The 23,744-nt window shown below is 64.7% G+C and carries 21 protein-coding genes; 5 read left to right on the forward strand and 16 right to left on the reverse strand.

Annotated features, from left to right (window positions below):
• Positions 1 to 35: 35 nt before the first annotated feature.
• Positions 36 to 908: a DMT family transporter gene (locus tag RSE12_13230; GenBank protein WRH61341.1), complete on the forward strand. Its 873-nt coding sequence runs from the start codon at positions 36 to 38 to the stop codon at positions 906 to 908.
• A 2-nt stretch (positions 909 to 910) separates the two neighbouring features.
• Here the strand turns inward: RSE12_13230 and RSE12_13235 are convergent, their stop codons facing one another.
• A complete protein-coding gene (locus RSE12_13235; protein ID WRH64822.1) occupies positions 911 to 1,555 on the reverse strand; it encodes a DUF1223 domain-containing protein in 645 nt (214 codons plus the stop codon).
• Between the two features lie 404 nt (positions 1,556 to 1,959).
• Here RSE12_13235 and acnA point away from each other — a divergent pair, with 404 nt between their 5' ends.
• A complete protein-coding gene (acnA, locus tag RSE12_13240; GenBank protein ID WRH61342.1) occupies positions 1,960 to 4,725 on the forward strand; it encodes an aconitate hydratase AcnA in 2,766 nt (921 codons plus the stop codon).
• Between the two features lie 488 nt (positions 4,726 to 5,213).
• Here acnA and RSE12_13245 read toward each other — a convergent pair whose 3' ends face one another.
• From RSE12_13245 to RSE12_13300, 12 genes are all read right to left on the reverse strand, one after another.
• Positions 5,214 to 5,759 (reverse strand): DsbE family thiol:disulfide interchange protein, encoded by a 546-nt coding sequence (locus tag RSE12_13245; protein ID WRH61343.1) that lies wholly within the window; start codon positions 5,757 to 5,759, stop codon positions 5,214 to 5,216.
• A complete protein-coding gene (ccmD, locus tag RSE12_13250) occupies positions 5,752 to 5,913 on the reverse strand; it encodes a heme exporter protein CcmD (protein WRH61344.1) in 162 nt (53 codons plus the stop codon). The genes RSE12_13245 and ccmD overlap by 8 nt, the downstream gene beginning before the upstream one ends.
• The gene (locus RSE12_13255; protein WRH61345.1) at positions 5,910 to 6,638 is read right to left on the reverse strand and encodes a heme ABC transporter permease; all 729 of its coding nucleotides are present in this window, start codon (positions 6,636 to 6,638) and stop codon (positions 5,910 to 5,912) included. Before RSE12_13255 ends, ccmD begins: the two co-directional genes overlap by 4 nt.
• 54 nt (positions 6,639 to 6,692) lie before the next feature.
• Positions 6,693 to 7,349, reverse strand: coding sequence for a heme exporter protein CcmB (gene ccmB, locus RSE12_13260; GenBank protein WRH61346.1), 657 nt, complete (start codon positions 7,347 to 7,349; stop codon positions 6,693 to 6,695).
• Between the two features lie 133 nt (positions 7,350 to 7,482).
• Positions 7,483 to 8,112, reverse strand: coding sequence for a heme ABC exporter ATP-binding protein CcmA (gene ccmA / locus RSE12_13265; GenBank protein WRH61347.1), 630 nt, complete (start codon positions 8,110 to 8,112; stop codon positions 7,483 to 7,485).
• Positions 8,113 to 8,173: 61 nt separating this feature from the next.
• Positions 8,174 to 8,536, reverse strand: a complete 363-nt coding sequence (locus tag RSE12_13270) for an Mth938-like domain-containing protein (GenBank protein ID WRH61348.1) — start codon at positions 8,534 to 8,536, stop codon at positions 8,174 to 8,176.
• A gap of 36 nt (positions 8,537 to 8,572) precedes the next feature.
• Positions 8,573 to 9,550 carry a protein translocase subunit SecF gene (gene secF / locus RSE12_13275; GenBank protein WRH61349.1) on the reverse strand — a complete coding sequence of 326 codons (978 nt, stop codon included), beginning with the start codon at positions 9,548 to 9,550 and terminating at the stop codon, positions 8,573 to 8,575.
• Between the two features lie 12 nt (positions 9,551 to 9,562).
• Positions 9,563 to 11,233 carry a protein translocase subunit SecD gene (secD, locus tag RSE12_13280; protein ID WRH61350.1) on the reverse strand — a complete coding sequence of 557 codons (1,671 nt, stop codon included), beginning with the start codon at positions 11,231 to 11,233 and terminating at the stop codon, positions 9,563 to 9,565.
• A 19-nt stretch (positions 11,234 to 11,252) separates the two neighbouring features.
• Positions 11,253 to 11,579 (reverse strand): preprotein translocase subunit YajC, encoded by a 327-nt coding sequence (gene yajC / locus RSE12_13285; GenBank protein ID WRH61351.1) that lies wholly within the window; start codon positions 11,577 to 11,579, stop codon positions 11,253 to 11,255.
• Positions 11,580 to 11,763: 184 nt separating this feature from the next.
• Positions 11,764 to 12,543 carry an SDR family NAD(P)-dependent oxidoreductase gene (locus tag RSE12_13290; protein ID WRH61352.1) on the reverse strand — a complete coding sequence of 260 codons (780 nt, stop codon included), beginning with the start codon at positions 12,541 to 12,543 and terminating at the stop codon, positions 11,764 to 11,766.
• Positions 12,536 to 14,134, reverse strand: a complete 1,599-nt coding sequence (locus RSE12_13295) for a GMC family oxidoreductase (GenBank protein ID WRH61353.1) — start codon at positions 14,132 to 14,134, stop codon at positions 12,536 to 12,538. Before RSE12_13295 ends, RSE12_13290 begins: the two co-directional genes overlap by 8 nt.
• A gap of 5 nt (positions 14,135 to 14,139) precedes the next feature.
• On the reverse strand, positions 14,140 to 16,176 hold the full coding sequence (locus RSE12_13300) for an acyltransferase family protein (protein ID WRH61354.1): 2,037 nt from the start codon (positions 16,174 to 16,176) through the stop codon (positions 14,140 to 14,142).
• A gap of 269 nt (positions 16,177 to 16,445) precedes the next feature.
• Between RSE12_13300 and serS the strand changes: the two genes are divergently transcribed.
• Together serS and RSE12_13310 are read left to right on the forward strand one after the other, a co-directional pair.
• Entirely contained in the window at positions 16,446 to 17,738 is a 1,293-nt protein-coding gene (gene serS / locus RSE12_13305; GenBank protein ID WRH61355.1) for a serine--tRNA ligase, read from the forward strand.
• Between the two features lie 44 nt (positions 17,739 to 17,782).
• Entirely contained in the window at positions 17,783 to 18,484 is a 702-nt protein-coding gene (locus RSE12_13310; protein WRH61356.1) for a hypothetical protein, read from the forward strand.
• A 130-nt stretch (positions 18,485 to 18,614) separates the two neighbouring features.
• On the opposite strand, the gene der is transcribed toward RSE12_13310, so the two are convergent.
• From der to RSE12_13325, 3 genes are read right to left on the reverse strand one after another with little or no spacing between them, the layout of a single operon-like run.
• Positions 18,615 to 20,081, reverse strand: coding sequence for a ribosome biogenesis GTPase Der (der, locus tag RSE12_13315; protein ID WRH61357.1), 1,467 nt, complete (start codon positions 20,079 to 20,081; stop codon positions 18,615 to 18,617).
• Positions 20,082 to 20,129: 48 nt separating this feature from the next.
• Complete coding sequence (locus RSE12_13320; protein WRH61358.1) at positions 20,130 to 21,578, reverse strand: PQQ-binding-like beta-propeller repeat protein; 1,449 nt, start codon at positions 21,576 to 21,578, stop codon at positions 20,130 to 20,132.
• The gene (locus tag RSE12_13325; protein ID WRH61359.1) at positions 21,565 to 22,260 is read right to left on the reverse strand and encodes a hypothetical protein; all 696 of its coding nucleotides are present in this window, start codon (positions 22,258 to 22,260) and stop codon (positions 21,565 to 21,567) included. Before RSE12_13325 ends, RSE12_13320 begins: the two co-directional genes overlap by 14 nt.
• Positions 22,261 to 22,449: 189 nt before the next feature.
• On the opposite strand from RSE12_13325, the gene RSE12_13330 reads away from it, so the two are divergent.
• Entirely contained in the window at positions 22,450 to 23,742 is a 1,293-nt protein-coding gene (locus RSE12_13330) for a calcium-binding protein (protein WRH61360.1), read from the forward strand.
• Positions 23,743 to 23,744: the final 2 nt, after the last annotated feature.

Below are 23,744 nucleotides of genomic sequence, written 5' to 3' on the forward strand. Positions count from 1 at the left end.
CCCGCCTAGGGTCCGGCCGAGCCAAGGAACACCCCATGCAGCAGCCGACCGAAGCCTCCACCCGTCAGGGCATCCTCCTGATGCTGCTCTCACTTTTGATGTTCACCGTGATGGATGCGCTGGCCAAGGGTCTGGTGCAGCGCTACCCGACACCGCAGGTCGTTTGGGCGCGCTTTGCGGGGCAGTTGTTCCTTGTGGTGCTGATCCTGAACATCCGCCTTGCCCCGGCCCTGCGCACCAAACACCCGCGCCTGCACGCCCTGCGGTCCCTCACTCAACTGGGCGCAACCGGCTTCTTCTTCGCTTCTCTCACCCATATCGGTCTGGCCGAGGCGACGGCGCTTGCCGATATCAACCCCGTCCTGATCACACTGGGTGCCGCGCTGTTCCTTGGCGAAAAACTCGGCCCCCGCCGCATCGCGGGCGTTGTCGCCGCCATGATCGGCGCGCTCATCATCATCCGCCCCGGTGCGGATGTGTTCACCCCCGCCGCCCTGCTCCCCTTGGCCTGCGCTGTCTGCTACGCCGCCTCGGCGCTCCTCACCCGCAAGGTCGGCATGACCGAAAGCCCCTGGACAGCCATGTTCTACGGCGCGCTTCTGGGCACCCTAGTCACCAGCGCGATGATGCCCGCCGTCTGGCAACCCATCGCAGCATCCGATCTGTGGCTATTCGCCATCGTGGGCTGCCTTGGCACCGCCGCGCAGATCTGCCTGATCCGCGCCTTCTCCGTGGCCGAGGCAGGGGCCATCGCCCCCTTCGGCTATGGCGGCATCCTGCTGGCCACACTCTGGGGCGTCCTGTTCTACGACGAATGGCCCGACGCGCTCGCCTTTCTGGGCGCTTTCATCATCGTGGCTTCCGGCACCTATATCTGGCACCGCGAAACGCGCGCCAAACGCGCCTGACGCTATTCCAGCCGCGCCGCCGCCAGTACCGCCGCCGGGCCGGGCTCTTGCACGATCACCACCACCGGCGCATCGCCCGGTGCCGCCGCCTCGATCTCCAGCGGTGCCAGCCCCGGCCAATCGGCAACCTTTGTCCATTCCGTCACGATGTTGCGATAGGTCACCAACCGGCCCGCATTCTCGCCCCGCTCGATGGCCACCTCGGCCGCCGGCATATAGCGCACCAGCTGCACCACCGCGCCCCCGCTCAAGGGCGGCTCGGCCACGGCGCGGATGACCACCCGCTCGCCCCGCCGCTCGATCGTCACCTGCACCGTGCGCTCTACCGCCAGATGCTTGCCGATCAGGTTCACCACCGCGTCGGGCGTATTCCCCTCGACCCGGTCCACGCCCCCGATGATCATCTGCGGCGTATAGATCAACCGGCTCTTCACCGCGCGGGCATACATCTTCTGCCGCTCGGTGAACGCAGCCTGCGCAAAGCTGTCTTCCCAGCCGATGTAATCCCAGTAATCCACATGCAGCGCGAGCGGGATCACTTCCTTATGCGTGGCCAGTTCAGCCAGAAATTCATCCGCAGGCGGGCAGGACGCACAGCCCTGGCTCGTGTACAGCTCCACCACCACGCCCTCGGTAGATTGCGCCATCACGGGCGCAGCAAGGCCCAAACCAAGCCACAGGGCCACCCCGCAGGTGGCGCTGACGATATGTCGCATCTGGTCCTTCCCGATCTTTCGATCCGCTCTGCCGGCCTGTCCCCGCCGTATCCCCGTGTAACAAAAAGCCCGTCCCTGCCGCCAATCAAGGTTTTGCGATTGGCCCACCGCCATTTTTCACTTCCCTGCGTGACCTGTAACACGCACCCCCTGTCGTGCGAATGCAGCAAAATCTCTGTATATTGCGCGCGTGGCGGGGCTGGATTTTCGGCATACAATGGCATACAACGCCAAAGACACCCTTGCCCGACAGGATTCTTTCGGGCATCCGGAATGTTGAACCCGCCCTGCCCCCCGGGCAGTCCGTGAACGCCAGCCACAGCCAGGAGGCAAGCATGACCGTCACCGTCGGACATGATAGCGCAAAGACCCGCCAGACCCTCACCGCAGGCGGCAAGACCGTCGCCTATTACTCCATCCCGGCCGCGCAGGCCGCAGGCTTGGGCGATTTCGCCCGCCTGCCCGCCGCGCTCAAGGTGGTGCTGGAAAACATGCTGCGGTTCGAAGATGGCAAAACCGTCTCGCTCGATGACATCCGCGCTTTCGGTGACTGGGCAAAGATGGGCGGCCAGAACCCGCGCGAAATCGCCTACCGCCCCGCCCGCGTCCTGATGCAGGATTTCACCGGCGTTCCCGCCGTGGTGGACCTTGCCGCGATGCGCGACGGCATCCTTGGCCTCGGCGGCAATGCCCAGCAGATCAACCCGCTCGCCCCGGTCGATCTGGTGATCGACCATTCGGTGATGATCGATGAATTCGGCACCCCGCGCGCGTTTCAGGCCAACGTCGACCGCGAATATGAACGCAACATGGAACGCTATGTGTTCCTGAAATGGGGCCAGAACGCCTTCAACAACTTCCGCGTCGTGCCGCCCGGCACCGGCATCTGCCATCAGGTCAACCTTGAGTACCTGGCGCAGACCGTCTGGACGGACAAGGACCAGCACGGCAACGAAGTCGCCTACCCCGACACCCTCGTCGGCACCGACAGCCACACCACCATGGTCAACGGCCTCGCCGTCCTCGGCTGGGGCGTCGGCGGGATCGAGGCCGAGGCCGCGATGCTGGGTCAGCCCGTTTCCATGCTGATCCCCGAAGTCGTGGGCTTCAAGCTGACCGGTCAGATGATGGAAGGCACCACCGCCACCGATCTGGTGCTGAAGGTCGTGCAGATGCTGCGCAAGCATGGCGTGGTGAACAAGTTCGTCGAATTCTACGGCGACGGTCTGGATCGCCTGCCGCTGGCCGACCGCGCCACCATCGCGAACATGGCCCCCGAATACGGCGCCACCTGCGGCTTCTTCCCGATCGATGATGAAACCCTGCGTTACCTGCACATGACGGGCCGGGATGAGGCGCGCATCGCGCTGGTCGAGGCTTATGCCAAAGCCAACGGCATGTGGCGCGGCCCGGATTACGATCCGGTCTACACCTCCACCCTGCATCTCGATATGGGCAGCATCGTTCCCGCCATTTCCGGCCCGAAGCGCCCGCAGGATTTCCTGCCGCTGGATACCGCCAAACAGGCCTTTGGCGATTACATCCGCACCACCCGCAAACTGCCCGCCGTGTCGGATGCGCAAAAGGCCGAACTCGTGGGCGAAGGCGGCAACCCCGCCCCGGCCGATCTGCCCGGCAATTTCGACGGCTTCTCCTCGGCCGCTGTTGCGGGCACCGATTACAAACTGCGTGACGGCTCGGTTGTGATCGCCTCGATCACCTCCTGCACCAACACCTCAAACCCCTATGTGATGATCGGCGCCGGTCTCGTCGCCCGCAAGGCGCGCGCCCTTGGCCTGAACCGGAAACCTTGGGTAAAAACCTCGCTCGCCCCCGGATCGCAGGTCGTGTCCGAATACCTGAACGCGGCAGGCCTGCAAGAAGACCTCGACGCCATCGGCTTTAACCTCGTGGGCTATGGCTGCACCACTTGCATCGGCAACTCCGGCCCGCTGCAACCCGAAATCTCGGCGGCCATCAACGAAGGGGACCTCGTCGCCACGGCCGTCCTGTCGGGCAACCGCAACTTTGAAGGCCGCATCTCGCCCGACGTCCGCGCCAACTACCTCGCCTCGCCCCCGCTCGTGGTGGCCTATGCGCTGGCAGGTGACATGAACATCGACCTGACCAAGGAACCCTTGGGCATGGGCACCAACGGCCCGGTCTATCTGCGCGATGTCTGGCCCACCAACAAGGAAATCGCCGATCTGGTTCATGCCACCGTCACCCGCGCGGCCTTCCAGAAGAAGTATGCCGATGTCTTCAAGGGCGATGAAAAGTGGCAAGCGGTCAAGGTGACCGAGGCGGAAACCTATGACTGGCCGCCCACCTCGACCTACATCCAGAACCCGCCTTACTTCAAAGGCATGGCCAAAACGCCCGGCACCATCAAGAACATCACCGGCGCCCGCGTTCTGGCCCTTTTGGGCGACATGATCACGACCGACCACATCTCCCCCGCAGGCTCGTTCAAAGCGACCACGCCTGCTGGGAAATACCTTGTCGAACGTCAGGTCCCGGTGTCCGAGTTCAACTCCTACGGTGCACGTCGCGGCAACCATGAAGTGATGATGCGCGGCACCTTCGCCAATATCCGCATCAAGAACGAAATGCTCGATGGCGTCGAAGGCGGCTACACCAAGGGCCCGGATGGCGCACAAACCTCGATCTTCGATGCGTCCATGGCCTATCAGGACCAGGGCACGCCCCTCGTGATCTTCGGCGGCATCGAATACGGCGCAGGCTCCAGCCGCGACTGGGCCGCCAAGGGCACCGCCCTGCTGGGCGTCAAGGCCGTGATCGCCGAATCCTTCGAACGCATCCACCGCTCCAACCTCGTTGGCATGGGTGTCATTCCGTTCGAATTCACCGAAGGCATGACGCGCAAGTCGCTGGGCCTGACAGGCGACGAACACGTCAGCATCGAAGGTCTGGAAGGCGATCTCAAGCCGCTCTCCCTCGTGCCGTGCCACATCACCTATGCCGACGGCACCACCAAGACGATTCAGATCAAGTGCCGTATCGATACAGAGATCGAGATCGAATATGTCGAACATGGCGGCGTGCTGCACTACGTGCTGCGCAATCTCGCCTCTGCCTGATCCCGGCACGACACTTGCAGTACAGAACGCCCCGCGGCCGAAATGCCGCGGGGCGTCCGCGTTTTGGCCCAAAAGCTGCCGCAATCCCCGGTAAAAAGATGCCTTATTCGCGCGGTCCGGGCCATGCCTCACCGCGCCGGTTCCCTTTGTGCCGTGCCGGTGTGGAAACCCATTGTTTCCACCAAACCGGGCTGCTTTCGCGGCACCATGGGCCTATGATGATCCTGTCGCGTATGAATGGTTCACACGCCGGGAACGCCAAATGATCGACTTCACTCCTCCCCGTGCTGCAAGCCGATCGGTCCTTTCCGGCACTTACCTGCCTTTTGGCGAAGGTCTCTTTCTCTTCGCGCTTCTGTTCATTGTGCTCACTGGTTTCTGAGCGGGCGTACCGACCAGAAAAAGATGAACGCTTACCCTTGGGCGGACATCGAAAAGGGGGGGCCCGCTCAGCCCCCCCTTTTCAGTTTCAACCCAGAGCTTCCGGTTCAGCTTCCCGCATTCTCCGCCAGCGCCGCTTCCAGCGCCGGCACGAAACGCGCCTCGTAATCCGTGCCCACCAGCGGCCCGATGAAACGGAACGCCACCGTCCCGTCGCCCCGGATGATGAACGTCTCCGGCGGTGCGGTCACACCCCATTCCACCCGGTCCCGCCCACTCGGATCGAAACCAAGCGCGAAGAAAGGATTGCCGTCCGCCTCAAGATAAGCAGTCGCATCTTCCGCCTTGTCGCGCATGTTGATGCCCGCAACCCGGATGCCCCTCTCCGCCATCTCCAACAAAACCGGATGCTCCGCCCGGCAGGGCGGGCACCAGCTCGCCCAGAAGTTCACTACCGTAACTTCTCCCGTCCGCAGATCGGCATCCGTCAACAGGGGAAATCCCGGCAAAGGTGCCACCGGCACCGCAGGTGCCTGCCGCTCCAGAAAGACCGATTGCAGGTCATCGGGGTTCTGCCGCTGCATCCCCACATAGAACATCCCCGCCAGCCCCAGGAACAGCACCGGCGGCAGCACCATCAACCATCTAGCCATCCTCACGCTCCTGCCGCAGTTCCACCTCGCGCAACTGCCCCTTCACCCGCGCGCCACGCCACATGGTCAGCCCCACGATGGCCACCAGCAACAGCAGCGACGCCCCATAGGATGCCAGCACCGCAAAGGCATATTTCCCCAGATCCGGCATCATGCCAGCCGCTCCCGCGCCAACAGCGCCTGCAACCGCCGCGCCCGGATCTCCGTCCGCGTCCGCATCAACACCAGCGCCACAAACAGCAGCACGAAACCCGCAATACAGACCAGCAGCGGGAACCAGAACACATCCGCCACATTCTCCTCCTTGTCCAAAGACAGCGACGCCCCCTGATGCAGCCCCTGATTCCAGAACAGCACCGCATAGCGCGACAGCAGCGCAAAGACCGACCCCACCAGACACAGCACCGCCGTCAGGTCCGCCGCCGTATCCGGGTCCTCGATCGCCTGCCACAGCGCGATATAACCCAGATAGAACAGCGTCAGGATCAGAAAGGATGTCAGCCGCGGGTCCCAGGCCCACCAGGTTCCCCACATCGGCTGCCCCCAGAAGGCCCCCGTCAGCAGCGCGATCACCGTAAAGGTCAACCCCACAGGCGCTGCCGCCTTGGCCGCCAAGGCGCTTACATGATGCCGCCGGATCAGCCAGATCAGGCTGGTCACCAACATCATCACCCAGGCATTGATCGCCATCATCGCGCTTGGCACATGCAGATAGATGATCTTGACGGTAGACCCTTGCCGGAAATCATCCGGCGTGAAGAAGAACCCCCAGATCAGCCCTGCCACCAGACAGGCCAGCGCCAGCCCGGTCACCCAGGGCAAGACCCAGGCCGAGGTCTGCATGAACTTCTTCGGATTGGCATATTCCCAGATCGACATGCAGGCTCCTTACGTCCTCCGGCTCAAAGCCTCAATTCACTATCACGCGTGCGCTCAGCGCAGATTGATGCGGATTGCCGCAGCCGCCGCAAAAGGCAAGAGCGCCGCCGCCGCCAGCGTGATCCCGGCCAGCAGCAGCACCGGAACCGATACCGCCTGCCCCGCCGCCCCGCGCTTGACCACCTCCGCCCCGAAGATCAGCGTCGGCACATAAAGCGGCAACACCAGCAGGCTCAAGAGCAAACCGCCCCGCTTCACCCCCACCACCAGCGACGCCCCAAAAGCCCCGATGACCGACAGCGCCGGCGTCCCCAACAGCAGCGACAGCACCAGCCACCCATAACCAGCCACAGGCAGGTTCAACAGCACCCCCAGCACGGGCGCCACAATCGTCAGCGGCAATCCCGTCACCACCCAATGCGCCAACGCCTTCACTGCCACCACCCCCTCCAGCGGGATCGGCGCCGTCGCCAGCAGGTCCAGCGACCCATCCTCGAAATCCAGCGCAAAGATACGGTCCAGGCTCAGCAGGCAGGCCAGCAGCGCCCCAACCCACAGGATGCCGGGCGCAATCCGGCCCAGCACATCACCCTCCGGCCCCACGCCCAAAGGCACCAGCACCGCCACCAGCAGGAAAAACGCCAGCCCCAGCCCAAAGCCGCCACCCGCCCGCATCGCCAGCCGCAGATCCCGGATCAGCAGCGCCCCCATGCCACCCCCCCGTTGATCGCGCCCGCCACAGCCAGAAGCACAGCCATGCCCCTCTCTTCTCTGGAAAAATATCCTCGGGGGTCTGGGGGCAGACAGCCCCCAGTCCGCACCCTCCACCCGCGCCACACGCCCCTCATCCGAAGGCCTCGTCGAACGCGCCCACCCGGCCCCCGGCCGCAGGCCGCTGCGCCTTGAACGGCGTCAGGTCCAGCACCTCCGCTTCTGCCAGCCCCAGATCGATATGCGTGGCCATCAGCGCCGATCCCCCCGCCGCCAGATGCGCCCGCACCACGCCCGCAAACAGCGCGACAGATGCCGCATCCAGCGACACCGTGGGTTCATCCAGCACCCAGATCGGCCGCCCCGTCACCAATATCCGCGCCAGCCCCAGCCGCCGCTTCTGCCCGGCAGACAGGTTGGCCGCCCGCCGGTCGCGCAAACCGCTCAGGTTCATTGCCACCATCGCCGCCTCGGCCCCATCGGTGCCGTTGACCGCAGCCCAGAACCGCAGGTTCTCTTCCACCGTCAGCACGGCCTTCAACCCATCCGCATGGGCGGCATAGGCCAAGCTCTCGGGTGGCACCGACATCTCCCCCGCCAAGGGCGGCTGCAACCCGGCCAGCGTCCGTAAAAGCGTTGTCTTGCCAATCCCGTTCGGCCCGCGCAGCACCAAAGCCCGCCCCGCCGCCAGCCGGAAGGTCACCCCTTCCAGCACCGCGATGCCGCCCCGCGCCACCGCCAGATCGGCAACCGTCAGGTCCATGACCAAATTCCTTCAAAGGAATTTGCAAATTTCTCCCAAGAAATTTGTGCCGGCGTCACCGTCACGGCCCAGCCACCGGCAGCAGCGCCGCCGCGATCCGGCGGCCCTCGCTCAACAGCACATTATATGTCCGGCAGGCGGCGGGGGAGGACATCACCTCGACCCCGATCCCCGCCGCGTCCAGAGTGGCGACGAAATCCTTCGGCGCATGGGCGATATCGCCCCCCATGCCCACGAACAGCACATCGATCCGCCCCGCCAGCGACAGCGGCGTTTCGGTATCCGCAAACCCGCCCCACAACCCCGCATCCCAGGGTGTGATCAGGCAGGCCCCGCGCAGCACATGGCCGCCGACCCGGAAAAACCCCGGCCCATAACCCTCAATGGGCTGGGCCGTGCCATAACTGATCTCGGTCAGGCGCATCCGCCCCCCTCACGCCTGCCCCCGCCCAAGAGCGGCTCAGGCATCCACGTTCGCAAAATCATCCGGCGTGCCCCGGTTCTTCGGCTTTTCGCTCCGGTCCAGCCCGATGAAAAGCACGATGTTCTTTGCCACATAGACCGAAGAATAGGTGCCGAACAGAACCCCAAGGAAAATAGCCAGCGAGAAGCCACGCAGCACATCCCCGCCGAAAATCAGCATGGCTCCGACGGCAATCAACGTGGTCAAGGCTGTCATCAAGGTCCGCGCCAGCGTCTCGTTCACCGACAGGTTCATCACATCGCGCAACGGCATCTGCTTGTACTTCTGCAAATTCTCGCGCAGCCGGTCGAACACCACCACCGTGTCATTGATCGAATAGCCCAGAATGGTCAGCAGGGCCGCCACGATGGTCAGGTCGAACTTGATCTGGAACAGCGCGAATATGCCAATGGTGATCAGCACATCATGCAGCAGTGCCAGCACCGCCCCCACCCCGAACTGCCATTCAAACCGCAGCCACATATAGATCATGATCGCCACGCTCGTTACGATCAGCGACAGGACAGAGGTAAAGACCAACTCGCCCGAAACCTTGGGCCCGACGCTTTCCACGCTGGGAAAGGTCATCGCCGGATCAATCGCCGCGCGCAGCACCTCTTCCAACTGAATGATCTGCTCGGGCGTCACCGCCTGGCTTTCATCCTCGGCCGCGATGCGGATCATCGTCACATGCTGGTCATCGGTGAAATTCGGATCGAACACCTCGGTGATCGACACATCACCCAGCGGCAACCCCTGCAACGCATCCCGATACGCGCCCACATCCACCGCGATGGTGGATTCCGTGCGGATTGTCGTGCCGCCCTTGAAGTCGATCCCGTAGTTCAGCCCCATCACCGCCCAGGCGACAATGGCCAGCACAGACAGCATCAGCGACCCGCCAAAGGTCACCCATTGCCAGCGGAAAAAGTCGAAATTCGTCTTGTCGGGTGCAAGCTTGAAACGCCATGCCATGATCCGGTCCCCTTATACGACAAGCGTCTTCGGCTTGCGCCGGTTGTACCAGTAGGTCACGATCAACCGCGTCACATTGATCGCCGTGAACACGGATGTGATGATCCCGATGGCCAGCGTAACCGCAAAACCGCGCACCGGTCCGGCACCAAGGAAAAACAGCACCCCTGCCGTGATCAGCGTCGTCACGTTCGCGTCCACGATGGCCGACAGCGCCCGCTCAAAGCCAAGCTCGATCGCCCGCGCCGCGTTCTTCGCGCCTGCCCGCAATTCATCGCGGATACGTTCATAGATCAGAACGTTGGCATCCACCGCCATCCCGATGGTCAGCACCAGACCGGCAATCCCCGGCAGCGTCAGCGTGGCCCCGATCATCGACATCACGCCAAAGATCAGCCCCATGTTGATGGCCAGCGCCACCACCGCAAACACCCCGAACAAACCATAAGATGCGATCATCAACAGACTGACCGACCCCGCCGCCACCAGCGTCGCCACCCGGCCTGCATCAATCGAATCCTGCCCAAGCTCCGGCCCGATGGTCCGCTCTTCGAGGAATGTCATGCTCGCAGGCAGCGCCCCGGCAGACAGCAGCACCGCAAGGCGGTTCGCCTCTTCGACCGTGAAGTTGCCGGTGATGATCCCTGACCCGCCCGGAATATGGCTCTGAATCACGGGGGCGGAAATCACCTCGCCATCCAGAACGATGGCAAAGGGCGCGCCGATATTTTGCGCCGTGTAATCGCCAAAGGCCCGCGCGCCGCGCACGTCGAACTGGAACGCCACCGCAGGACGCCCGTTCTGGTCAAAATCGCCCTTGGCATTGGTCAGGTCCTCGCCCGAAACGACGGGGACTTCCTCAACCGTATACCATACACCCTCTTCATCCATCGACGGCAGGCTGATGTTGCCCGGCCCCGGCGTCTGATCCTCGGCCGTGCCGCGCCGCACCACCGGGTTGAAGGTCAGTTTTGCCGTCGTCCCGATCAGCGCCTTCAATTCCGTGGCCGATCCGATGCCCGGCACCTGAATCAGGATGCGGTCCGCACCTTGCCGCTGAATCGTGGGCTCCCGCGTCCCGGCCGTATCCACCCGCGTGCGGATGATCTCCAGCGATTGCTGGATCGTGCGCAGGTCAAGCGCCTCGCGCTCCGGCTCGGACAACTGCACGATCAGCACATTGCCCTCAGCCGTCACGTCGATATCCGTCTGGCCGACCCCGGTCAGCGTGACAACATTCGACGCCAGCGCCCGAACGGCCTGCACCGCAGCGGCCATCCCGGCCTCGGTCTCGATCTGCACGCGCAGCTCATAGGGCACCTGCCCCGGCTGCCGCCGCACGCTGCCCACCTGATCGCGCACGTCACGCAGCGCATCGCGCACTTCCGGCCACCAGCCATCCATCCGCGCCTTATAGACATCCACCACCTGCACTTCAGCAAGCAGATGCGCGCCCCCCCGCAGGTCCAGACCCAGGTTCACCACCCCAGACGGAAGATAGTCCGGCCATTGGTCCAGCGCCGCCTGTTGTTCGGTGGTGGCAAAGCCTGCCGCCTCCACCGCCTTGGCCGCATCATTATGCGCCTCCACCTGCGCATAATACAGGTTGGGCACCGCCAGCAGCAGACCGGCCGCCACAGCAAGCCAGGTCAGGATCTGCTTCCACAGGGGAAATGTCAGCATGTTCTGCGTCCAGCCAGGCTCAGGCCGCGGCCGGTTCGGTCTTGTTCATGACCTGCGCAATGGTGCCCTTGATCACCTTGACCTTCACGTTCTCGGCGATTTCCACCTCGACCATGCCGTCTTCCTGCACCTTCGTCACCTTGCCGACGATACCGCCCTGCGTCACCACCTGATCCCCGCGGCGCAGCGCCTCGATCATGGCCTTGTGTTCCTTCAGCTTTTTCTGCTGCGGACGGATCAGCAGGAAATACATGATCGCAAAGATCAGGATCAGCGGAATGAACGAAGCAAAGGCAGAACCGGCACCGGCACCGGCGGCCTGTGCATAGGCGGGAGTAGCGAACATGGGCATCCTCACTGTTTGTCATCACCGGGCAATGGCTCCCGGCCGAATTTGCGCGCACCCTATAGTCGGGTGCATGGGAAGGCAAGGCAGCCAAGAACCGGTCTGACCTGCGCTCCAGCCCCGATATGGGGGGATGGTGCGCTGCGTTCAACCAGCAACCCTTGCCACCCTGCGCGCCCCCTGTTCAAAGCCGCCGCGGCACCGGGCTGCGCCGGGCCAGCTTGTCCAGCAGCCGCCGTTTCAGACTGCGCGTCTCAAGCAATTCACGGTCCAGCACAAAGCTGCGGCCGTTTAGGCTGCGGTCATGCCACAGCGCCAGCCGCGCGCCCCAGATTGCAGCCTCTCGCGCGGGCAGCCCCCCCGGCACACCCATCCGCGTGGCCAGAATCCCGGGCATCCATTCACTGATCACAATGCCGGGAAACCGGTCGCCGATATCGGCCACCAGCGCCCGGGTCAGAATACGGCCCGCCCCTTTTGAAACGGCATAGCCCGCGCTCGCGGGCACCGGCTGAATATCGGCAAAGGTCGACACGTTTAGGATGCGCCCAAACCCCGTCTCCACCATGCCCATCAGCGCCGCATGGGTGCAGGCCGCCACCCCGCCCAGATTGATGGCGACCGTCGCCATGAAATCAGCCGTGCCTTCCTCCAGAAAGTCCCGCCGCGGATAGATGGCCGCATTGTTGATCAACAGCGTCACCGGTCCCAGATCCCGCGCGATCCCGGCAAAGGCCTCTGGCACGGCAGCCGCGTCCTTCAGATCCAGCACCACCGGATGCACGCGCCCACTGGTCGCTTTTGCCGCCACGGCGCGCAAACCTGCCTCATCTCGCCCGATTGCGGCGACCGTCACCCCCAGCCCCGCCAGTTCCAGCGCAAGCGCCTCCCCCAGCCCCCGGTTCGCGCCGGTGACCACCGCCACACCCTGCCGCAGCCGCTCGGATACCTGTGCATCACTCATGCCGCCCCTCCTTCATCGCCTGTGCAAGGCCTGCCGCCACCCGCAGCGCATTCGCTGCGATGGTCAGGCTGGGGTTCACCCCCATCGACGTGGGCATGAATGACCCGTCGGCGACATAAAGATTGGCGATCCCATGCGCGCGGCAATCGCTGTCCAGCACACTGGTCGCCGGATCATGGCCAAAGCGCAGCGTTCCCGTCGGATGCCCGAAATTCAATTCCGGCCACCGCGTCAGGAACAGATGCCGCTGCCCCTTCAGCGACCGCCCGATCACGCGGCGAAACATCTTGCGCCGCGCCAGCACCTCAGGGTGGAACGCATAATCCAGCCGAAGGGTATCCCCATCGCCCGGCGCCCATGTCACCCGATTTTCCGCATAAGGCAGGTCTTCCAGCAGACCCACGAAGATCTGCGCCTCGCCCAGCATCCGCGCCGCAATCTCCGCAGGCAACCGCACCAGGCTTTGCAGACCTTTCACCCGGCCAAACCGCGACCGCGCCAGCATCTGCCGCAGGAAATGCACGATCACCCCGCTGCTCGCCGTCACGCCCATGGCCTGCACCATGCCAAAACGCTCGCCGTTCACGTGATACAGGTCACGAAATCCGATCGCCTTGGTCGGCCCGTCAAAGGCCGGCGCGCCCCGCTCGGGCCAGATCGCCAGCATCTCGTTCAGATGGAACATCAGGTTGCGCCCCACCTGCCCGCTGCCATTGGCACAGCCCTGCGGCCATGCCTCACTGGCCGAGGCCAGCAGCAACCGGGGCGAGGCCAGCGCCCCACCGGCCAGCACATAGGTCCGCGCCTTCAGCGTGATCGCCTGCCCGCGATGGCGCGCCTCAAGATGCGTCACCGCCCCGCCATCCCCGCAAATCCGCGTGACCACGCAATTGTCCAGCAGCGCCGCCCGCCCCGTGGCCAGCGCGGGTTCCACCCCCGCCGACCGGCCATCCATCTTGCACGGACGCGGGCATTTGTGGCCAAGGCAACTCATGCACCCGTCCACATTCCTCAAGGCCGAATGCAACTGATAGGGGTTCAACCCCGCCTTCCGCATCCGCGCCATCATCGCCACTTCGCCCGCATCCAGGGGCGGCGGCGCGCGCAAGCTGTCCGCCCCTGCCCCGCTGCGCGGATCCGGCTCGCCGCTCACATGGAACATCTTTTCCGCCCGCGACAGCCACGGTGCCATCTCCGCATGGCGCACCGGCCAGCCGCCCGCCGGATGCGGACGCCCCGGCATATCATCCAGATCATGCGGCTCTGGCCGTTCCAGCGTCGCGGCGTAGAAAACCGATGATCCGCCCACTCCGCTGCCAATCGGCGCAAAGAACTCGCTTTCCATGCCGTCGATCCGGGCCGCCATCGGCGCAGGCCAACATCCCCGCATCTGCCGCGCCACCGGGTCGGGGCTTTCAGACAAAAGCGGATTCTGCTCTGCCCGATACCCCGCAGGCCCCTTCTCGACAAACAGCACCGACAGCCCGGCCTCGGCCAGCGCCCGCCCTGCGCTGCCCCCGCCCATGCCAGTGCCGATGACGATGGCGTCCCAAACCCGCCCCGTCGCCGCATCCAGGGGCGCTGTGGTCATCCCCGTCATGCGCCCCGCCCCGTCAATGCCGGCAGCAGCAGATCACGTATCAGCAGCGCCCCGCCATTCGTCAGATGGTTGGTGTCGAAATAGACCGGCCCGCCCCCTTGCATCACACTGCAATTCGCCGCGTCGCAAAGCCTGTCCCAGCCATCGATCAGCGCAATCTTCCCCTCCGCCTCCAGCGCGCGCAGCATCCCGTCGGCCCGCGCCGCCCGCGCTTCGGCCTCGGCGCGCGGCACGCTCAGCATGGCAGGCACCGTCTCAGCCCGGCCATGCGCCATGGCCCGCGCCGCCAGCAGCGATGTATAGACCGGAATCTCTGGCATCTGCCGCAGCACCGTCACCGGCCCCAGCACCGAAAGCGCGTCTACCGTCCGCGCCAGCGCCGCTGCCATCAGGTCGGGCGCAGCCTCCAGCCCGCTTCCCGGTGCCGGATTCAGACGGATCTTGTTGTGCACGTCCAGCCCGAACCCCTGCCCCTCCGCGTAATAGCTCCACCGCGCGATGACCAGAACCCGTTTCACACTCGAAAGCTCGGGCAAGGCTGCTTCCAGCTGGCCGTTGATCTCCGGGCAGGCGCGGTTCGCTGCGGCGGTCGAGGCGGTCTCGTCCTTGACCACCCCGAACAGCGGCGGGCATCCCGCCGTCCAAAGGATGATGCCGGGCACACCCGCCTCTATCGCAGTCTCCGAAACCACGTCCATTATCGAACGCACATGGCTGTCACCCCAGACCAAAACCTCCGGCGGGCCAGCATCCTCGGGCCCGATCCGGCACAGCCTGATGCCGGTAAGCGGCCCCTCCGCCTCCACCGAACAGCGGCTTATGTCCTGATTGAAATCCTGCGTCGCGGCGATGTGGGCACGCGTTGCTGCGTCAAACCGCTGCTCCAGCCCATCGCGCGCATAGACAAAGGCCGCAAAGCCCAGCGTGACCGCCGACGCCAGCGCCATCCCGCCAAACACCGACCGCCACGGTGCCACGTCGCCTGCCTGTTCCCCTCGCGCGCCCCAGGATGGCCCCCGACGAAACGGCCGTTCCACAAACCGCCAGCTCACCATCGCCAGCCCCAAGGACAGCGCAATCCAGAACGCCACCTCCGCAGGTCCGGCATAGCCGCCCCGCCACGTCGTCGACAGGCTGAACACCGGCCAGTGCCACAGATAAAGGGAATAGGAGATCAACCCCACGAACACCGGCCCGCGCATCGCCAGCAGCCGGTTCACCAGATTGACCTGCCCCGTTCCCGCCAGGATCAGCACCGTACCCAGCACCGGAAACACCGCCTGCCAGCCCGGAAACCCCGGCCCCGCCTGCACCAGCACCACCGATCCCAGCACCAGTCCCATACCCAGCACCGACACGCCCGCCTGCACCGCATCCGGCAACCGCCGCCCCTGCAAATGTGCAATCGCCAGCAGCACACCCGCCAGCATTTCCCAGGCCCGGAAATGGAACAGATAGAACGCCGCCTCCGGCATCCGGGGTGTCAGCAACAGGCTCGCCGCGAGCGATCCGGCAAAGCCCAGCCACAACACCAGATGCAGCGCGCGCGGATGATGGCGCAGCAGCAGGATCGCAATCGGCAAGACAACATAGAACTGTTCTTCCACCGAAAGTGACCAGGTGTGCAAAAGAACCTTTTCCTCTGCTCCAAAGTCAAAATATCCCGCATCCCGCCAGAACTGCACATTCGCCAGATAAACCGTTGCTGCGATCAGCGATTTCGCGAACTCCCGGTATTCCACCGGCAAAAGCACGAACCAACCCACCACCGACACAGCCGCCGCCATCGCGAAAAAGGCCGGCGCAAGCCGCCGGAACCGCCGGATATAGAACCGCACCAGCGATACCCGGCCCGTCTGTGTCATCTCGGCCCACAGGATGCCGCCGATCAGATATCCCGAAATGACGAAAAAGACGTCCACCCCGACAAACCCGCCGTCGAGTCCCGAAATCCCGAAATGGTACAATACGACAGACAGCACCGCGACCGCGCGCAGACCGTCAATTTCGGGCCGATAGGCAATGGCGACCATGATCTTCTTTTTCAAAGGGCAAGTGATCAAACAGCGCTGATCCGGGCGCGGCTGAAGCTAGTCGAGAAGACCCGCCCATGCCACTGAAAATTAGTGATTATTAACTGCCCTTTTGCCGCATTCGGCACAACCTGCGGCCCAGCCACCCGATCTCGGCCTGTGTTCGCCATGCCGCAAGCTGCCGCCCCTTTCGCAAGGCCCCGGTTACACCGGGCCGCACAATGACGCATAAGGCAGCAAGCACCGATTCACAGACCACGAGGTTTGCCATGCATGACATTCGCGCCATCCGCGAGAATCCCGCCGCCTTCGACGAAGGCCTGCGCCGTCGTGGCCTGCCCCCCGCCTCGCCCGAAATCCTCGCCCTCGATGCCGACCGCCGCGCCCGCATCGTCGCCGCTGAAACCGCCACCGCCGAACAAAACCGCGCCTCCAAGGATGTGGGGGCCGCCAAAGCCCGCGGTGACGATGCCGAATTTGAACGTCTGCGTGCGCTTGTCTCGGATAAAAAGGCCGAAATCGCCCGCCTCACGGCCGAGGCCGACGCCCAGGATGCCGCCCTGCGCGACATGCTGATGCGCATCCCCAACCTACCCCTCGCCGCGGTGCCAGAGGGCAAGGACGAAGACGACAACGTCGAACTGCGCCGCTGGGGCACCCCCCGCGCCTTCGATTTCAAACCGCTGGAACATTTCGATATTCCCGGCGTCAAACCCGGCATGGACTTTGAAACCGCCGCCAAACTTTCCGGCGCGCGTTTCGTCGTGCTGCGCGGCGCGGTCATCCGCGTCCACCGCGCGCTGGCGCAGATGATGCTCGATACCCACATCACCGACCATGGCCTGACCGAAACCTGGACCCCGGTTCTGGTGAAGGAAGAGGCGATGTATGGCACCAACCAACTGCCCAAATTCGCCGAAGACAGCTACCAAACCACCAATGGCTGGTGGCTTGTCCCCACATCTGAGGTCACGCTCACCAACACCGTCGCAGGCGACGTTCTTGACGAAGCCCATCTTCCCATCCGCATGACCGCCCACACCCAGTGCTTCCGGTCCGAGGCAGGTTCGGCAGGCAAGGACACCACCGGGATGCTCCGCCAGCATCAGTTCGAAAAGGTGGAAATGGTGTCGATCACCACCCCCGACACCAGCCTCGCTGAACATGACCGCATGACGCGCTGCGCCGAAGCCATCCTTGAAAAGCTGGGCCTGCCCTATCGCACCATCGTCCTTTGCACCGGCGACATGGGCTTTGGCGCGCAAAAAACCCATGATCTTGAGGTTTGGCTTCCCGGTCAGAACCGCTATCGCGAAATTTCCTCCGTCTCCGTCTGCGGCGATTTTCAGGCCCGCCGCATGAACGCCCGCTTCCGCCCCACTGGCGGCGGCAAGCCAGAGTTTGTCCACACCCTCAACGGCTCCGGCCTTGCCGTGGGCCGCTGCCTGATCGCGGTGCTGGAAAACGGGCAACAGGCCGACGGCTCTGTCGATCTGCCCGCCGCCCTGCACCCCTATCTCGGCGGCAAAACCCGCATCGCCGCAGATGGGACGCTCGCCTGAACCCGACAACAGGTCCAATTCCGGGGCCGGAAGGTAGAAGACATATGAAACTCCGCGCCCTCCTCCTCCTGATCGTGACCGCAGCCTTCGGCGCGGCCCCGTTCATCACGCCTCCCTTCACGGGCTATGATCCGGCCCTCTTCCCTGTGCAGATCGCCCGCCCCTCGATCCAGCCCGCCGGTTACGCCTTTTCGATCTGGAGCGTGATCTACCTCTGGCTGGCCATCCATGCCGTCACCAGCCTGTGGAAGCGGAGCACCAATCCGGTCTGGGATCGCACGCGCCCGGCCCTGATTGTCGCCATCGCCCTCGGCTCCGCCTGGCTCTCCATCGCGCCGGTCGCCCCGATCTGGGCAACCGTCGTCATCTGGATCATGGCCGCCAGCGCGCTCACAGCCTTCCTGCGCGCCGATACCGAAACCGACCGTTGGCTCCTGTCAGCCCCCATCGCCATTCTGGCAGGCTGGCTTTCCGCCGCCGCCTCCGTCTCCACGGGCGTCGTGATCGCCGGTTATGGCTGGCTTTCGGATACCGCCACCGCCGCTGTGATGATCGCCATCACGCTGGCCCTCGCCACCTGGACGCAACGGCAGAAACCCCACATGCCCGTCTACGGCCTCACCGTGATCTGGGCGCTCATCGGCATCACGGTCGCCAATGCCGGGTTGAACCCCACCGTCGCCATCCTCGCCGGCATCGGCATCGCGCTCATGGCGCTCACGCTCCGCGCGACGCGGCTGGGTTAGAGCCAACCCTGCCACTTCATCTTGGCAAAAATACCCAAATCCGACGAAAGCCACCAGAACCAAGGGTTACCGAAGGGCACCCACCCCGCCTTTGCGGGAAGGGTCTTTGGTCGCCTGGTTCCAGCGGAGCTCAGTCCTTCCGCCCTTCCTTATGCTTGCGCAGGCGGGAGGGTGTGTGGAACTTGCGGTCCTTGAACGGGTTCTTGTCGCTTTGCGACCGGAACATGATCCGGATCGGCACGCCCGGCATCTCGAAATGGTCGCGCAACCCGTTCACCAAATAGCGCTTATAGCTTTCCGGCATCTCATCAGGCCGCGAACACATGATCACAAACCCCGGCGGCCGCGCCTTCACCTGCGTCATGTACCGCAGCTTGATGCGGTGCCCGCCCGGTGCCGGCGGCGGGTGCGCCTCGGTCATCGCGCCCAGCCAAGTGTTCAGCCGCGCCGTCGTGATCCGCTTGTTCCAGATGTCATGCGTCCGCCGGATCGCATCGTGCAGCCGGTCCAGCCCGCGCCCGGTCTTGGCCGACACCGTAATCAGCGGCGCCCCACGCAACTGCGGCAGAAGACGTTCGAACATCTCCTTCAGCTCGGCCAGCTTTTCCTGCTTCTCGTCTTCCAGATCCCATTTGTTGACCGCGATCACCACGCCCCGGCCCTCAGACTCGGCATAATCCGCGATCCGCAGATCCTGCACCTCGAACGGGATCTCCACATCCAGCAGCACGACGACCACCTCGGCAAAGCGCACCGCGCGCAGCCCGTCCGCCACCGACAGCTTTTCCAGCTTCTCGGTCACCCGCGCCTTCTTGCGCATCCCCGCCGTGTCGAAAATCCGGATCGGCGTCCCCAGCCAGTCCGACCGGACCGAAATCGCATCCCGCGTGATCCCCGCCTCCGGCCCCGTCAGCAACCGGTCCTCGCCGATGATCTTGTTGATCAACGTCGATTTCCCTGCATTGGGCCGCCCGATCACCGCAATCTGCAACGGCTTCTTGGCAGTCGGGCGATAGGCGGTGGCTTCGGCCTCCTCCTCGCTCAACTCCTCAGAAACATCGACCTCGACATCGGGCGTGTTCATCGCCTCGCGTTCGGCAAATTCCTCACGGAAAGGCAGCAGGATACGATACAGATCGTCCATCCCCTCGCCATGCTCCGCCGAAAGACGGATCGGCTCACCCAGGCCAAGCGACCACGCCTCAAGCGCGCCGGAATCCCCCGCTGCGCCCTCGGCCTTGTTCACCCCCAGGATCACCCGCGCGTTCTTTTTCCGCAGGATATCGGCAAACACCTCATCCGTGGGCATCACGCCCATCCGCCCGTCGATCAGAATCAGGCACACATCGGCCAGTTCCACCGCGCGTTCGGTCAGACGCCGCATCCGTCCCTGAAGGCTGTCATCGGTCACTTCTTCCAGACCGGCCGTGTCGATCACGGTGAACCGCAGGTCAAAAAGACGCGCATCCCCCTCGCGCAGGTCGCGCGTCACGCCGGGTTGGTCATCGACCAGCGCCAGCTTCCGCCCGACCAGACGGTTGAACAGCGTGGATTTCCCCACATTGGGGCGACCCACGATCGCAAGGGTGAAGCTCATCTTCCACTCCGGAATTCCGAAAGAGGAACCCCTTACACGGGGAACCCGTCAACGGAAAGCGTGAAGTTGTCCATTCCCGCTGACAACATACAGCGTGCCACCCGCCAGCGCCGGCGGGGCCGAGGCACCACCGGGGATCTCTGCACCGCCGACAAGCGCGCCATCCGCCGGATTGAACAGCCGCAGCTGCCCGTCACCCGACACCACCGCCAGCCGTCCGCCTGCCAGCACAGGGCCGAAATGCGGAACAATGGCCTTGCGCCGCTTCGGCTTGTCCTTGGTGAAATAGGGCATGTCCACCGCCCAGATCGGCGCACCCGTCGCCGCATCCAGCCGCACCAGACGGTTCTCGTCATTCACGACGAACACCGATCCCCCCACCACCAGTGGTGGGTTCAGCGCGCCTTCCACAGCCGTCCAGATCCGCTCGCCCGAGGATGTATCCAGCGCCGCCGTCCGGCCCGATGCGGTGCCCACATAGGTCACATCGCCCATCACCACCGCGTCGCCCGTGATATCCGTCACACCCGCAAAGGCACGGCCCACGCGCTGCCCCGTCACCGGGGCCTGCCAGACCTGCACGCCCGATACTTTCAGCGCCGCCGTCACCGACCCGTTGGTGAACGGGAACAGCACCACGTTGTCACCAACCGAAGGTCCAGCCGCCCCGATCATCCCCGTGGACCCGACAGCCCCCGGCACGGTCCAGCGCACGCGCCCCGTATCGGCGGCAATCGCCCAGCCTGATCCGTCGCGACCCGACACGAACACCGTGCCGCCCGAAACCGTCGGCGCACCCGTCACCGCAGAATCCAGCCGCTGCCGCCACACCACCGCGCCACTTGCCGCATCCAGAGCGACCAGCTCGCCATAGGCCGTCGCCGCATAGACGCGCCCCGGCCCTGCAGCCAGCCCGCCCCCCGACACACCACCGCCCCGGTCAAACTCGGCGGTCAGATCGGATTGCCACAGCACCGCGCCATTCGTCCCCGTGGCCTGCACAACCGCCGCCGCATCCATCGTATAGACCCGGCCATCCGCCACCACAGGGGCCGCGCTTACGCGGTTCTTGCGGCTGTTGCCCTTGCCTGCATTCACCGTCCACACCCGTTGCGGCGCGGCTGACAATGCGCCATGCGGCTGGGCGTGGTTCGCCGCGCCACCGCGCTGCGACCAATCGGCATTGGCCACCGCCGATGGCAGCGAGATGGGCACAGACTGGTTTTCCGGCCGGATCGGCGCAGCCACCGGCGCGGGCTGCCCCTCGACAGGGATCGACGCTTCAAGCGGTTCACGCACCGAAAAGCGTTCGCCCGACAGGATCAGTTCGCGTTCGCATCCGGCCAGGGCCGTCGCCATGGCGAGCCCCGAGATCGTCACCCAAAACCTGCGCTTCACCGTTCCGGCCCCCATGTTGCCCCGAATGTCGCCCCGAATGTCGCCATGCGTCCGCTTTGCGTCCCGGCCAACCGGCCCTGCTGCTTCAGCCCGCATCATCAGCGTCCGCTTCTGGTGCCAGTGCCGGGGCGGGCGCAGCCGGTGCCACCTCGCCACCCAAAGCGATAATCGTTTCCTGCGCCCGCGACCGCACGCCACCGGGGGCTTCCTGATCGGTCAGCAGCGCGGTCAGCGCCGTGATCGCCTCATCCGTCCGGTTTTCTTCCACCAGCAGATAGGCCATCTGCTCCAGCGCCATGGTCCGGTAGGGCCGCCCCGGCGCCGCGATCGGGTCCAGCGCCGCGCGCCGTTCCGCCAGCGGCAGGTCTGCCCCGGCCACGACCACCCGCCGCAACACCGCCAGATCGCGATAGCTCGCCGGTTGCGTCGCGTCATTGGCCAGCGCCTCAAGCGCGGTCAGCGTCGCCTCCCGGTCGCCGACCGGGTCTGATGCCAGCAGCAATTGCAGAACGGAACTCTGGGCCCCATCCGTGGGGATCGCTCCCAGCGCCGCCACACGGTCCTCGGGCGCGCCCAGATCCAGCGCATCCAGCACCGCATCGCCAAAGGCTTCGGCCTTCGCCTCGGCCTGCGTGCGCTGCCATTCGGTCCAGCCCGCGCCGCCAACGATGCCCAGCACCACGACAACCCCGATCCAGCCATATTTGCGGAACAGCGCAAACAGCCGGTCGCGGCGGACCTCCTCGGTCACCTCATCGATAAAGCTGTCAGGATTGCTCACGGGCCTCTCCAGTCCTTTTCCACCGTCTTACACGCAAGCGGGAACCCTTGCCAAGCCCCGCGCCTGTTCCGCCCCCTTTCCCGCGCAGTCCTTCTCGCCCCAGTCTCACCCGTATTCCGTCAAATTTTCTCCACATCGGCCTGCCATGCGGTAAGGGGTAGTTCTGTAACCAGTATCGGATCGTGTGAAATGGGTATCGAGTTTCTGATGTGGCCACTCCTCCTGCTGGGGCTTGTGGGCTATGACGTCATTTCCGCTGCAGATGACGATGACATTGACCCTGTCGTCACCCCCCCCATCAATCCTGATGCTGGCTACACCCCAACGCTCGATACCGGCGGCGCAAAAAGCCAGACTGGCGATCCGGACATGCGGTCGCTCTTCGATACCACCGATTATGCCGATACCCAGACCGGCTCAGACGATGATGACACGATGGTCGCCGCTCCCGGCGCGACCGACGTCGTCTTCTACGGCGGTGCCGGCAATGACAGGATCACCGGCAGCGCCGATGACGATTGGGCACAGGGCGCAACCGGCAATGACAGCCTGTCGATGGGCAGCGGTGATGACTTCGGCTTCGGCGGCGAGGGCAACGACACCCTCATCGGCGACAGCGGGGCCGATTTCCTGCATGGCGGCCTGAATGATGACAGCCTCTATGGCGGCACCGGGGCCGACAGCCTGCATGGCGGCGCGGGCAATGACCAACTGACCGCAGATGCCGGTGATGACGCCGTCTATGGCGGCGCAGGCAATGACAGCCTGGACAGCGGCGCCGACAATGACACCGTCTTCGGCGGCGCAGGCTATGACACCATGGTCGGCGGCAGCGGTAATGACAGCATGAACGGCGATGCCGGGAATGACTCCATCGTCGCCGGAAGCGGCAACGACACCGTCATCGGCGGCGACGGGGCCGATACCGTGCTCGGCGATGATGGCAACGATCTGCTGACCGGCTTCGACGGCGATGACAGCATGACCGGCGGCAGCGGCAATGACAGCCTCTTCGGCGGCAATGATGATGACGTGCTCTCCGGCGAACTGGGCAACGATTCCCTCGCAGGTGGCGGCGGCAGCGACCGGCTGACCGGGGGCGAAGGCAATGACACGATCGCAGGCGATGGCGGCGATGACCGGCTCGACGGCGGCGCCGGCAATGACAGCCTCTCCGGCGGGGATGAGAATGACACGCTGGTCGGCGGTTCGGGCAACGATACCCTGACTGGCGGCACCGGGTCCGATTCCTTCGTCCTCGATACTCCCGGCACACCTGATGGCGTGACAACCGTCACCGATTTCGGGGCCGATGATCGCCTCGTGATCGATTGGTCCGGCACCACGCCGCCGACCGTCACCACCACCCCCGATACGGCCAACAACCGCACCGCAGTCTATGTCAACGGCGTGCTGACGGCCTATGTGCAGGGCACCACCACGCTGACGCCAGATCAGATCGCGTTGAACCGCATCACGTGATG

Source organism: Fuscovulum sp., from assembly GCA_035192965.1.
Classification (GTDB): Bacteria; Pseudomonadota; Alphaproteobacteria; order Rhodobacterales; family Rhodobacteraceae; genus Paragemmobacter.

Excerpts from the sequence above, each read along its gene's own strand:
- yajC (WRH61351.1), bottom strand. The coding sequence starts at position 11,579 with ATGTTCGCTACTCCCGCCTATGCACAGGCCGCCGGTGCCGGTGCCGGT.
- RSE12_13295 (WRH61353.1), bottom strand. The coding sequence starts at position 14,134 with ATGACCACAGCGCCCCTGGATGCGGCGACGGGGCGGGTTTGGGACGCC.
- serS (WRH61355.1), top strand. The coding sequence starts at position 16,446 with ATGCATGACATTCGCGCCATCCGCGAGAATCCCGCCGCCTTCGACGAA.
- RSE12_13300 (WRH61354.1), bottom strand. The coding sequence starts at position 16,176 with ATGGTCGCCATTGCCTATCGGCCCGAAATTGACGGTCTGCGCGCGGTC.
- RSE12_13235 (WRH64822.1), bottom strand. The coding sequence starts at position 1,555 with ATGGCGCAATCTACCGAGGGCGTGGTGGTGGAGCTGTACACGAGCCAG.
- der (WRH61357.1), bottom strand. The coding sequence starts at position 20,081 with ATGAGCTTCACCCTTGCGATCGTGGGTCGCCCCAATGTGGGGAAATCC.
- ccmD (WRH61344.1), bottom strand. The coding sequence starts at position 5,913 with ATGATGCCGGATCTGGGGAAATATGCCTTTGCGGTGCTGGCATCCTAT.
- RSE12_13255 (WRH61345.1), bottom strand. The coding sequence starts at position 6,638 with ATGTCGATCTGGGAATATGCCAATCCGAAGAAGTTCATGCAGACCTCG.
- ccmA (WRH61347.1), bottom strand. The coding sequence starts at position 8,112 with ATGGACCTGACGGTTGCCGATCTGGCGGTGGCGCGGGGCGGCATCGCG.
- RSE12_13290 (WRH61352.1), bottom strand. The coding sequence starts at position 12,543 with ATGAGTGATGCACAGGTATCCGAGCGGCTGCGGCAGGGTGTGGCGGTG.
- RSE12_13270 (WRH61348.1), bottom strand. The coding sequence starts at position 8,536 with ATGCGCCTGACCGAGATCAGTTATGGCACGGCCCAGCCCATTGAGGGT.
- RSE12_13310 (WRH61356.1), top strand. The coding sequence starts at position 17,783 with ATGAAACTCCGCGCCCTCCTCCTCCTGATCGTGACCGCAGCCTTCGGC.
- RSE12_13320 (WRH61358.1), bottom strand. The coding sequence starts at position 21,578 with ATGATGCGGGCTGAAGCAGCAGGGCCGGTTGGCCGGGACGCAAAGCGG.
- RSE12_13330 (WRH61360.1), top strand. The coding sequence starts at position 22,450 with ATGGGTATCGAGTTTCTGATGTGGCCACTCCTCCTGCTGGGGCTTGTG.
- ccmB (WRH61346.1), bottom strand. The coding sequence starts at position 7,349 with ATGGGGGCGCTGCTGATCCGGGATCTGCGGCTGGCGATGCGGGCGGGT.
- secF (WRH61349.1), bottom strand. The coding sequence starts at position 9,550 with ATGGCATGGCGTTTCAAGCTTGCACCCGACAAGACGAATTTCGACTTT.
- secD (WRH61350.1), bottom strand. The coding sequence starts at position 11,233 with ATGCTGACATTTCCCCTGTGGAAGCAGATCCTGACCTGGCTTGCTGTG.
- RSE12_13230 (WRH61341.1), top strand. The coding sequence starts at position 36 with ATGCAGCAGCCGACCGAAGCCTCCACCCGTCAGGGCATCCTCCTGATG.
- acnA (WRH61342.1), top strand. The coding sequence starts at position 1,960 with ATGACCGTCACCGTCGGACATGATAGCGCAAAGACCCGCCAGACCCTC.
- RSE12_13245 (WRH61343.1), bottom strand. The coding sequence starts at position 5,759 with ATGGCTAGATGGTTGATGGTGCTGCCGCCGGTGCTGTTCCTGGGGCTG.